This is a genomic window from Exiguobacterium sp. R-17 (assembly GCF_049913315.1).
In the GTDB taxonomy this organism is placed as follows: Bacteria; Bacillota; Bacilli; order Exiguobacteriales; family Exiguobacteriaceae; genus Exiguobacterium_A.
The window spans coordinates 2482498-2494413 of sequence record NZ_CP184372.1 but is presented as its reverse complement, the minus strand read 5'-3'; the positions used below and the strand labels follow the sequence as shown (position 1 = coordinate 2494413).

9 protein-coding genes are annotated in these 11916 nt (G+C 48.5%); 7 read left to right on the top strand and 2 right to left on the bottom strand.

Annotated features, from left to right (window positions below; translation table 11 throughout):
* Window positions 1-71: 71 nt before the first annotated feature.
* The 7 genes from ACN9MT_RS13125 (at window position 72) to ACN9MT_RS13095 (ending at window position 8451) form a co-directional block, all read left to right on the top strand.
* Entirely contained in the window at window positions 72-1289 is a 1218-nt protein-coding gene (locus ACN9MT_RS13125; protein WP_052019106.1) for an Nramp family divalent metal transporter, read from the top strand.
* A 200-nt stretch (window positions 1290-1489) separates the two neighbouring features.
* The gene (gatC, locus tag ACN9MT_RS13120; RefSeq protein ID WP_023469336.1) at window positions 1490-1780 is read left to right on the top strand and encodes an Asp-tRNA(Asn)/Glu-tRNA(Gln) amidotransferase subunit GatC; all 291 of its coding nucleotides are present in this window, start codon (window positions 1490-1492) and stop codon (window positions 1778-1780) included.
* Between the two features lie 15 nt (window positions 1781-1795).
* Window positions 1796-3238: an Asp-tRNA(Asn)/Glu-tRNA(Gln) amidotransferase subunit GatA gene (gatA, locus tag ACN9MT_RS13115; protein WP_056063150.1), complete on the top strand. Its 1443-nt coding sequence runs from the start codon at window positions 1796-1798 to the stop codon at window positions 3236-3238.
* A gap of 14 nt (window positions 3239-3252) precedes the next feature.
* On the top strand, window positions 3253-4686 hold the full coding sequence (gene gatB, locus ACN9MT_RS13110; RefSeq protein WP_035396151.1) for an Asp-tRNA(Asn)/Glu-tRNA(Gln) amidotransferase subunit GatB: 1434 nt from the start codon (window positions 3253-3255) through the stop codon (window positions 4684-4686).
* 147 nt (window positions 4687-4833) lie between these two features.
* Window positions 4834-5796 carry a diacylglycerol kinase gene (locus ACN9MT_RS13105; RefSeq protein WP_035410224.1) on the top strand — a complete coding sequence of 321 codons (963 nt, stop codon included), beginning with the start codon at window positions 4834-4836 and terminating at the stop codon, window positions 5794-5796.
* A 25-nt stretch (window positions 5797-5821) separates the two neighbouring features.
* Window positions 5822-7180 (top strand): 23S rRNA (uracil(1939)-C(5))-methyltransferase RlmD, encoded by a 1359-nt coding sequence (gene rlmD / locus ACN9MT_RS13100; RefSeq protein WP_056063144.1) that lies wholly within the window; start codon window positions 5822-5824, stop codon window positions 7178-7180.
* A gap of 347 nt (window positions 7181-7527) precedes the next feature.
* Window positions 7528-8451, top strand: a complete 924-nt coding sequence (locus ACN9MT_RS13095; protein WP_426272338.1) for a hypothetical protein — start codon at window positions 7528-7530, stop codon at window positions 8449-8451.
* Between the two features lie 56 nt (window positions 8452-8507).
* On the opposite strand, the gene ACN9MT_RS13090 is transcribed toward ACN9MT_RS13095, so the two are convergent.
* Together ACN9MT_RS13090 and ACN9MT_RS13085 are read right to left on the bottom strand one after the other, a co-directional pair.
* Window positions 8508-10628, bottom strand: coding sequence for a bifunctional glycosyltransferase/CDP-glycerol:glycerophosphate glycerophosphotransferase (locus tag ACN9MT_RS13090; protein ID WP_426272337.1), 2121 nt, complete (start codon window positions 10626-10628; stop codon window positions 8508-8510).
* Between the two features lie 102 nt (window positions 10629-10730).
* Complete coding sequence (locus ACN9MT_RS13085; RefSeq protein ID WP_368914529.1) at window positions 10731-11888, bottom strand: helix-turn-helix domain-containing protein; 1158 nt, start codon at window positions 11886-11888, stop codon at window positions 10731-10733.
* Between the last annotated feature and the right edge of the window lie 28 nt (window positions 11889-11916).

Genomic DNA, 11916 nt, shown 5'->3' with positions numbered 1-11916 from the left:
TACCATAAACATATTTGTTGTGCTTACGCAAAATGAGCGTATAATAAAAACAAAAAAGTGAGGTGAATGAGATGGTGACACAGCCACTTACACAAGACGTACCCAAAAAACGGACATATATCGGACCGGCGTTCGTTGCTGCCGTCGCGTACCTCGATCCGGGAAACTTTGCAACGAACATGACAGCAGGTGCTCAATATGGCTATTTACTGCTCTGGGTCATCGTTGCCTCGAACTTGATGGCCGTCGTCATTCAGTTCCTATCAGCCAAACTTGGAATCGTCAGCAATCTTAGTTTAGCGGAGGTGATTCGAGAAGAGTTATCGCCGGTCTATCGCTTCTTTTACTGGGTACAAGCGGAACTCGTCGCAATGGCGACCGATCTCGCGGAGTTCGTCGGAGCCGCACTCGGATTTCATTTACTGTTTGCGATCGACTTACGTATGGCGGCGCTGTTGACGGCAGTCTTATCATTCGTCATCCTCGGATTCGAGCAAAAGGGACTTCGACATTTCGAAGCCGTCATCGCGGTGCTTGTTTTAATCATCGCTGCCGCTTTTGCAATTGAAGTGTTTGAAGTTCATCCGGTCTTTCGCGATCTATCGGCAGGATTGGTACCGGGATTTGAAGGTACGTCGAGCATCGTGCTTGCTGCCGGGATGCTCGGAGCAACCGTCATGCCACATGCGATCTATCTCCATTCCGATTTAACGAAGCGACGGATGGGACATGTTGCAAACAAAATACCGCTGTTACGAATCCAACGCTTCGATATTTGGGGAGCGATGCTGATCGCCGGAGCGGTCAACGGAGCAATGCTCGTCATCGCGGCCAGTGTATTTTACGGTACGAAATATCAAGCTGGTTCACTTGAAGCGATCTATGAGGGACTTCATGTCACGCTTGGTGGCATCGCGCCGTATCTGTTTGCAATTGCCTTACTCGTTTCAGGTCTTGCATCATCGAGTGTCGGTACGATGTCAGGTGACGCGATCATGCGCGGATTCCTCCATCTTCAATTGCCGTTGTTCGTTCGACGGACTGTGACGATGTTACCGGCGATTTTGTTGCTCTTCTCCGGTTTTGATCCGACACGCGCACTTGTCCTGAGTCAGGTCGCTTTATCGTTCGGGATTCCGTTCGCGCTAATCCCTTTGATTCGGGCGACAGCGAGTGAACGGTACATGGGGGAACATCGAAACAGTCATTTCATGAACGCGTTGGCATGGATCATCGTCTCGATCGTCATCGTCTTCAATATCTATTTACTCTTTGATGTCTTAGTATGAATATTCAGTATTTTTGTTTCGTCTGATTTAAACCGGGTATTTCATAACTAGAAGCTTTCCGCCCGGAAGCTTTGCTACCCCTATAAGGACGATGGTGCGGACCTCCCCCCGATGCACCATCGTCTTTTTTGTCTGGACAAAAAGTGCTATGATTAGAAATAGTGTAAAATATATCGCAAAAGTTCCGGAGGTGGAATGACATGGCAAAGATTAATGAGGAGCAAGTCCGCCACGTGGCGCATTTGGCACGCCTTGCCGTGACAGACGAAGAAGTAGCACAATTCACAGGACAACTCGAGAAGATTCTTGGGTTCGCTGAACAATTAAATGAACTCGATACGACAGGCGTCGAACCGACGACTCATGTCCTCGATTTAAAGAACGTCCTACGTAAGGACGAAGTACGTCCATCACTTCCGCGTACGGAAGTAGAACGACTCGCACCCGATTGGGAAGACGGACAAGTCCGCGTCCCAGCGGTGTTCGAATAAGGAGGAAATGACCCGATGTCACTTTTTGAACATGGTGTCAAAACATTACACACACTCATTCAGGATGGCGAAGTCAAAGCTTCTGAACTCGTCAAGGAATCCTTTGATCAAATCGACCGCGTCGACGGAAAAATCGGTGCGTTCCTCTCATTGAATGAAGAAGCGTTCGAGCAAGCGAAACGAATGGATGATGTCGCGAAACACGAAGCGAACCCACTGTTTGGTCTTCCAATCGGCGTCAAGGATAACATCGTCACGAAAGGAATGACGACGACATGTGGTTCGAAATTCCTTGAGAACTTCGTACCAGCACATGATGCGACGGTCGTCGAGCGTCTGCATGAAGCAGGGGCAATCACAATCGGGAAGTTGAACATGGATGAGTTCGCAATGGGTTCTTCAAACGAGAACTCAGCGTACAAACCGGTTCGCAATCCATGGAATACAAAACACGTTCCAGGCGGTTCTTCGGGTGGTTCAGCAGCTGCTGTCGCAGCAGGCGAAGTCTTGTTCAGCCTCGGTTCGGATACAGGTGGTTCGATTCGTCAACCGGCTGCCTATTGTGGTGTCGTTGGGTTGAAACCGACTTACGGTCTCGTCTCACGTTTTGGTCTCGTTGCGTTCGCGTCGTCCCTTGACCAAATTGGTCCGTTGACACGAACAGTCGAAGATAACGCGTATCTTTTGAGCGCGATCGCAGGACACTGTGAGATGGATTCGACGTCTGCGAACATTGCAGCAACGGATTATACACAAGCGTTGACTGGTGATATCAAAGGTTTGAAGATCGCTGTTCCGAAAGAATACTTCGGCGAGGGTGTCAGTGAAGGCGTCAAAGCCAACATCCGTGAAGCGATCCAAAAACTCGAAGCACTCGGTGCGACGGTTGACGAAGTCTCACTTCCGAACTCGAAATATGCGCTTGCGACGTACTACTTACTCGCTTCATCAGAAGCATCTTCGAACCTCGCACGCTTTGACGGCATTCGTTACGGTGTCCGCGCGGAAGCGGACGCACTTGAAGATGTCTTCAAGTATTCCCGTTCACAAGGATTCGGAGACGAAGTCAAACGCCGGATCATGCTCGGAACGTATGCACTCAGCTCTGGTTACTACGATGCCTACTATAAAAAAGCACAACAAGCTCGGACGTTAATCAAAAAAGATTTCGAAGATGTCCTTGCGAACTATGACGTCATCATCGGACCAACAGCACCGACACCAGCATTCGAACTCGGTGCACAGCTCGATGACCCGGTCACGATGTATGCGAATGACATCTTGACGATTCCGATTAACTTAGCAGGTGTCCCAGCGATCTCGGTTCCAGCTGGATTCGTCGACGGTCTTCCGGTCGGCTTACAAATCATTGGAAAACATTTCGATGAGGCGACGATCTATCGCGCTGCGCATGCGTTTGAGCTTGCGACAGGTGGATTCGCGCTTCCGAAGTTATAAGGAGCGAATGTATCATGAACTTTGAAACGATCATCGGGATTGAGGTCCACGCCGAACTGAGCACGAACACGAAGATGTTCTGTGGTTGTGCGCGGGAATATGGCGCAGAGACGAACACGAAAACGTGTCCGATTTGTCTTGGACACCCGGGCGTCTTGCCGAAAATCAACGAAAAAGCCGTCGAACTCGCCGTTCGTGCAGCGATGGCACTCAACTGCCAAGTAGCTGATCAAACAAAATTCGACCGGAAGAACTATTTCTATCCGGATACGCCAAAAGCGTATCAAATCTCGCAGTTTGATCAACCAATCGGCTTTGATGGCTACATCGATGCGGAAGTCGATGGCGAAACGAAACGCTTCCGAATCGAACGTGTCCATCTGGAAGAAGATGCCGGTAAGATGAACCACACGGGTGCCAACCACTCGGTCGTCGACTTCAACCGGACAGGCGCACCGCTAATTGAGATCGTCAGTGAAGCGGATATGCGTTCACCGAAAGACGCGGTCGCCTACCTCGAACGTCTCAAAGAAGTCTTGCAATATGCAGGCGTCTCAGACGTCAAGATGGAAGAAGGATCACTCCGTTGCGACTGTAACATCTCGGTGCGTCCATACGGACAAGAGAAGTTCGGTACGAAAACAGAGCTCAAGAACTTAAACTCATTCGGAAACGTCTTAAAAGGGCTTGAGTTTGAAGAAGATCGTCACCGCAAGTTACTGCTTGCTGGTGGAGTGATGCGTCAAGAAACACTCCGTTTCGATGAGACGAAAAAACAAACCGTCCTCATGCGTGTCAAGGAAGGGGCGTCGGACTATCGTTACTTCCCAGAGCCTGACCTCGTCAAGCTTGTGCTAGATCACGATTGGAAAGAAGCGATTCGTGCCGGTATCCCGGAACTTCCAGATGCACGCCGTGTTCGTTACCAAGAAGAACTCGGTCTTTCAGCGTATGACGCGAAACAATTGACGGTCACACGTGAAATGGCAGAGTACTTCGAAGCGACACTTGCAGCTGGTGCAGAGCCAAAAGCAGCAGCCAACTGGACGATCGGTGAGATCCAAGGTCACTTGAATAAATCGACGGAAACGTTCGAAACAGTCAAGATGACACCAGCTCGTCTGGCAGAGATGATCGACTTGATCGCAAGTGGCACGATTTCTTCGAAAATCGCCAAACAAGTCTTCACGGCAGTCATCGAAGAAGGTGTCGAGCCGCGTGCATACGTTGAAGCAAACGGTCTTGCACAAATTTCGGATGAAGGATTGTTGCGTGGTCTCATCGTCGAGATGTTCGAAGCAAACCCAGCCGTCGTCGAGGAGTTACTCGGTGGACGTGATCGGAAGAAAGGCTTCGTCATCGGTCAGATCATGAAGAAAACAAAAGGAATGGCAAACCCTGCTCTCCTTGATCAACTCTTCTACGAAGAGCTCGAAAAACTGAAATAAGTTCCACTTAAGATAGCGTCCGTCTCTCCCTCGCTGAGGTGAAGAAACGGACGCTGTCTTTTTTGGCTTTGTAATGTCTCGAGAGTTCATGTAGAATAAAACAGTTATGTATCAAATGAACGGTTGAGTCAAAAAGGAGAAAATCTTATGAGACCTAGAGCGCGCGTGATTTATAACCCGACTTCCGGGAAAGAGATGGTTAAACGAAATTTACCGTATATCCTCGACCGACTCGAAGCAGCGGGTTATGAGACATCTGTCTACTCGACGAAAGCGGTCGGCGATGCGACGTATGAAGCAGCACGAGCATGCGAAGCAGACTTTGATCTTGTCGTCGCTGCAGGCGGCGATGGTACGTTGAATGAAGTGATCAGCGGAATGGCAGCTTATAGCAAACGTCCAAAGCTTGGTGTACTACCTGTTGGAACGACGAATGACTTTGGTCGAGCGATGCGTATTCCGTTGACGATCGAAGGGGCGATGGATGTCATCTGCACAGGACATACGATGCCGGTCGATATCGGTAAGATCGAAGGGTCGACAGGCGTCCATTACTTCATCAACATCGCCGGTGGCGGCATCATGACAGAACTGTCGTACGAAGTGCCTTCAAAGCTGAAGACGGCACTCGGACAGCTCGCGTACTATGTCAAAGGGATGGAGAAACTTCCGCAAATCCGACCAACATATGTCGAACTGGAGCATGAAAAGGGTATATTCAAAGGAGAAGTCATGTTGTTCTTGACATCCAATACGAACTCTGTCGGCGGATTCGAGAAGTTGTCACCGAACGCATCACTTAACGATGGGCGATTTGATCTCTTCATCCTGAAGAAATGTAACCTCGTCGAATTAATTCGTGTCATGCGTCTTGCTTTAAAAGGGGATCATTTCTCGGACCCTTGCATCGAGCATGTCACGACCTCATTCGTCCGTATGAAGAACACATCAGAGATGAGTTTGAACATTGATGGTGAGTTTGGCGGCATCTGCGAAGGCGAGATGACGAATCTTCGCTCTCATTTCGAAGTCATGACACCAAAGTTCCGGATCGAAGAAATGGAACAGATTAATACACAACTACAAGAAGCAGAAATGAACCTCGCGTGAAGCGAGGTTTTTAAGGAGGATATTCATGATTCCAGTACAAAAGAACGATGAACACGTCGTCGAGATCGTCGACCTGACACATGAAGGATCAGGGGTCGCGCGCATCGATGGATATACGGTCTTCATCCCAGGCGCATTGCCGACGGAGCAGGTCAAGATCAAGATCACGAAAACGACGAAGTCTTACGGATTCGGTCGCATCATCCGTCAAAAGACGAAGAGTGCCGATCGTGTCGAGCCACCTTGCCCAGTTTACAACCAGTGTGGCGGTTGCCAATTGCAACATTTGTCATACGACGCAGAACTCAAATTCAAGCACAACCGCGTTCGTGACGCTTTCGCGCGCCTAGCAGGCCTTGAGATTCCGGTCCACGAGACGATGGGTATGGAAGATCCATGGGGTTACCGCAACAAGGCACAAGTACCGGTCGCGTTCCAATCGAACAAATTGATGGCTGGCTTCTATCAAAAACGGAGCCACCGGATCATCGATATGGACTACTGCTTGATCCAAAACAAAGAAAACGATGAAGCTGTCCAAGCGGTTCGTAAAGTCCTCGCTGACTTAAAAGTCCCAGCATACGACGAGAAGAAAAAAGCAGGTGTCATTCGTCATATCATGGCACGTCATGGCTATCATACGAACGAGTTGATGGTCGTTCTCGTCACGAAGGTCAAACAACTTCGCGGTATCGATAAAATCGTCGAAGGAATCTTAAAGGCGTTACCGAACGTCACTTCGATCCAGCACAACATCAACCCGGATGATACGAACGTCATTCTTGGGAAAAAGAACGTCGTCTTGTACGGACCGTCCGTCATTCGCGATCAAATCGCTGGTTTGACATATGAGATCTCACCGCATTCGTTCTTCCAAGTCAACCCGTTGCAAACAGAGAAACTCTACGCGAAAGCGCTCGAGTATGCTCAGTTGACAGGAGATGAGACAGTCGTTGATGCATACTGTGGAATCGGTTCGATTTCATTGTCACTCGCAAAACAAGCGAAGCACGTCTACGGTATCGAAATCGTACCGCAAGCAATCGATGACGCACGCCGGAACGCACAAGCGAACGGGATCGAGAACGTGACGTTCGAGTACGGTGCAGCTGAGAAGGTCATGCCTGATCTCGTTAAAGCAGGTATCCAACCGGACGTCATCGTCGTCGACCCACCACGTAAAGGCTGTGACGAAGAGTTCTTACGTGCTGCAGCAGATGTCGCACCGAAGCGGATCGTCTACGTCTCATGTAATGCGTCGACACAAGCACGTGACGCGAAGTTGTTGACGGAGCTCGGTTATACACTCGTTGAAGTGACACCGGTCGATATGTTCCCGCATACGACACACGTTGAGAGCGTTGCCTTGTTCGTCCGTAACTAAATCGTTCATGAGGCTGACTCAAAAAAAGAATGACGCGTCTTTTCACGCCCTTTCCTCAGGCAAGACACAAGACCCGCTTTCCTGCTTCATTTAAGCAGGAAAGCGGGTCTTGTTCGTCTCTGACAGCGCATAAATGCGCTTTTCCTGTAGGAGTGGCGTGTGACGCGTCATTCTTTTTGTTACGAGATAAGGGTGGCAGATCATCATTCTGCCACCCTTATCTTTATAGAGACTGCCTTTTGAGTCAGTTTCGTTTTTTGATTGACCTGATGTACAAACGAAAGTAAATAAGAACCTCTATATGGTAAAATAATCAAGTTATATATAAAAGTATAGGAGGGTTCATAATGGAGACTAACGATGTTCGAGTGTATGCGACATTTCGGTTGGAGCAGGACGTATTGTATCGCTATCATACATATATCCAGTGGGGGGAAAGCGAGACGTCACTTGGTGCATGTCTGATGTTGAATCCAGGATCTGCGACGGTGGATCCGGCATTGCGTCAGCAGCTTGATACGACAGGTCAAGCAACAGGTGAGGTTGGACGATTGGATGATACGATGCGTCAAATCATCCGTATCGTAGAAGGTATCTATGAAGGGAAAACCTTATCTGGACGCTTTCATCTATACAATCTATTTCCGATGCAACATGGCAATGATGTCACATCGATCAATCGTTTTGAAGAACTCTGTCAGGAGACATCATTTGAAAAACAGACGTTGTTTGCGTCAGTCGAAGAATTACGACGGCACCCATTCGTGATTACAGGATGGGGAGTTCAGAGACATCTTATTCGTTGGACACACTTACGACAAGCGAAGGAGGAGTGGGTGAAGCGTCTCGAAGCATCGGGTATTCCACACTTTGGCATCAAGCATCCAAGAACAGATGATTTTTATCATCTGTGTCCGAATCTCGTTGCTAGCCGGGAAACGATCAAAGAGCAAATCATCGCGCAACATCGTGAAGTTATGGTACCGAGTCGAAAGCGTCAATGGGAGCGAATCCTTTTGTACCGGATGGAAGGTGGGCGTATCACCTTGATGGGACGCAAGCGCTCTGATGAGACGTGGATTTTCATGAGAACGACGGACGAGACAGCATTACTCGAAGAGGATGATGTTTCTGCGAAGACCACTTCTGAGATCGTCGAACGATGGGATGACGTGGTAGAACATCTTCTCGGTGAGGTCGTCTTATCGTTACGTCCTAGTTTCGTCCATCCTGAATTCGAAGAACGGATTGCATCCTATCGGAGAAGATGACATGAAAAAGGAGAAAGTGCGCAAATACGCGCCTTTCTCCTTTTTGTTGTATATCCTTATTCAGTATCTGCTGATCGTGTGTTCGGGAACAATTCAGCAAGAACACGTTCACTTGCCGTGCCGTCATCCAAGCTACAGAACCGTTCGAGGAAGCGATCATATTTTTCTTGGTAAGCGACAGACTTCGTATCAATCTGTTCGATATAATCGATGACTTGATCCGTTTCTTTTAGGAGTGGTCCCGGAACAACTGCTTCGAAATCGAAGTAGAATCCACGTAACGTCGATGCATATTTCTCTAAGTCATACGTAAAGAAGATCATCGGACGTTGTAAGTGCGCATAATCGAAGAAGACAGACGAATAGTCGGTGATTAGCACGTCACTGACTAAATACAACTCTGCGATATCACCGTACGACGACACGTCATAGGCAAATCCTTCATGTCCACTGATGTCCATGTTTTGTGCAATCAAGTAATGCATCCGGAGTAAGACGACGTAGTCGTCACCGAGTCGGGCTTGCATCTCGTTCAAGTCGAGTTGGAGATCAAAGCGGTATTTTCCACGCGCAATGAACTCGTCATCCCGCCATGTCGGTGCGTACAAAACGACTTTCTTGTCGGCTGGAATATCCAGACGCGCTTTGATTTCGCTGATTAAACCAGCTTGATCGTCCGCATACAAGAGATCGTTTCGCGGATAACCTGTCTCAAGCATCGTATTTTGGAAACCGAACGCACTCTTGAAGATTTCGCTCGAATACGCATTCGGAGAAATCAAGTAGTTCCATTCCTGTGCTTGATTGTAGAAGTTCCGCTTATAGCGTGTCGCATTCGTTCCCGCCATATGGACTTCTTCCATGTCGAGACCTAATCGTTTTAAAGGAGTACCGTGCCATGTCTGGAGATAGATTGTTTCTTCGCGTTTTTTCAAGCTCAGTGGCTGACGTGTGTTGAAGACCCAGTACTTGGCACGTGCCATTGCTTGGTAGTACGCGAAGCTGTTTTTGAGCACCCAGTTCGGACAAGCTTCCTTGACGTCATTTGAAGGTTCTTTCGAGAAAATCCAGACGAGTTCAAGTTCTGGGCGTTGTTCTTTTAATTTCAGGTAAAGCGCCTTTGGATTATCAGAATAGCTCCGACCGAGGAAACTCTCAAATAAGACGAGGTTCTCTTTGACCGGCATCTTTTGGAACAGGCGATAGAGCATCAGACCGTTCTTGATCTTTTTACGTCGTGCCGTCCGTAGCGTTCGTTTTGTCTTCACGGCAGTGATGTATGAACGGAACATGAAGTAGGAACCCGTCGACCATGCTTGTAGATACTTACTTCGTGTCTTCGTCCGTCTTAAATCGTAAGCTACATGGCGGAATATATCTGCCTGCTGACTTTTTGACGTGCTTCGTTCAAGCAACGCACGACCACGTTTTGAGATGAATCGTTTGTACCATGTATTCAAGAACTTTTGAACAGTGTTATCCATCGTATGCGCAGATAACATACCATAGATCCGTGAGATATCAGTCAATGTCGTGATATCGCGTGCTTGATAGAGTGATTGTCCCTCGAGTGGTGTACTGCGTGAGTTTCGACCGTAGACGACATAACTGACCGATGTCAGGTTCGTCAGTTTCGCGATAATCGTATGCGCGATGATCGTATCAGCAAACCATCGTGTCTCAAGAACCGGCAAATCGCTCAGCAAGTCCTTTTTGATCATCCAGCCGTGAATCGTCGTCAAATGACGCGAATTGAATTTCGTGCGAGTGTAGAAGAAATAACGATCATCGTCGATCGGCATAAGCCATTTTTTCTTGTTGTAGACAGGTGAGACTTTACCGATGATGACTTCACCGCGTGATTTCTCATAGGCTTTGATATACGTATAGAGCGCACGTGGTGCGAGGATATCATCACTGTCGAGGAATGTGACGTAGTCACCTGTCGCGACTTCAAGACCGCGACGGCGTGCAGCATATGTTCCTTGATGTGCTTGTTCCAAGATCGTACAAGTCGGATAGAGGGAGCGAAGCTCATCGATGTATGGGCTTGGTCCATCAAAGACGACGATGATTTCTACCGGAATAGACACCTTCTGATCAAGAACGGATTGAATGGCTGTCTTCGTTTGTGATTCGGTTTGATAGACAGGAATGATGACACTAATTGAGTTCATGTTGATTCTCCTTTTTTGTTGAAAGAATCCGCTCAAGACGGATTCACGAAAATAGTTCCTGTTGAATAGGATATCACAAAACGAAAAAAAGGCACGATTCTCTTAAAATTCACTTCGTTGTCGATAATGTGTCGGGGTCTCACCGGTCGTCTGCTTGAAGGCTTGACTGAAGTGGCTTTGACTCGAGAAGTGTAACTTGTTCGAGATCGTCAGCAAGGAATCGTCCGAAGAACGCAAGAGGCGCTTCGCTTCCCGGATCCGTTCCCGGATAACGTAGCGGGCGAGCGGTAGACCGGTCTCATCTTTGAATAGGACGGACAGATAGTTAGACGAGACATGGATGGCTTGACTGATCGACGAGACGGACAAAGGTTCATAGAGGTGTTGCTGAATATAACGAATGGCTGCCAACACATGTGGCGAATGACGTAATGCTTGGAGCTCCTTGACGGCTTCGGCAAACGAAACGGTAATCCGGACATGCCGATTCCGGAGCTCAGCGATACTCGTCGCCGCTTCAATCGTCTCAATCATCCGGTCGCTGAGTGAGAATGCCTCATCCGGTTCCAATCCGCCTCGAATCGCAGCACGCGCGCTTAAGAGGACAGTCCCGAGCAACAGATTCTTTTCTGCACGTAAGGGCTGATGACGGGCGAGTGTTCCGAACTCGCCATAGGCCGGCAGGGAATAGGTCGTAGCGAGGCGCTCACTTTGACCGGTCGCGATCCAATCAATGATTTGTTGTTCCCGTTGCCAGGCTTTTCGATATGCCGTGACGCCCGTATGGGAAGGGGCGTCTGCGACGAGAGGGATTTCGGCTTCCTGAATATCAGACTGTTGTTCGATCTCGCGCTTCGGTAGAGCTTCCCCGTGTAACAAGCGATACATCAAGTGAGCACAGTCAATCAGTCGATTCTCCGTCGTACGTGGTAAGGCTTTATAGAACTGATGGTAGGCTTCATCTTGGATGTGTGCCCGAAAAAGAGCCGATTGTAGTAAAACCGGACCGATTCGGTACATTCCTTGTTCCGGAACCTCTAAAAAGAGGTAAGCTGTACCATCTTTCAGGGTATAGAGTAGAGGAGTCTTTTTTAGTACTGGCCATTCGTTCTCAATCAGTAAGGTTCCCGGATGAGATGGAGCTTCTGGACGTAACGACAGCGGAGTACCGTGATGATCTCGGTACGTGACGAAAAAACCAGTCATCCCGTAGAGGTGCTCTGCGATTTGCGTCAAGTCAGACGTCGACAAGCGATTCATGACACGACTCCTTTCGAAATATAGTGGA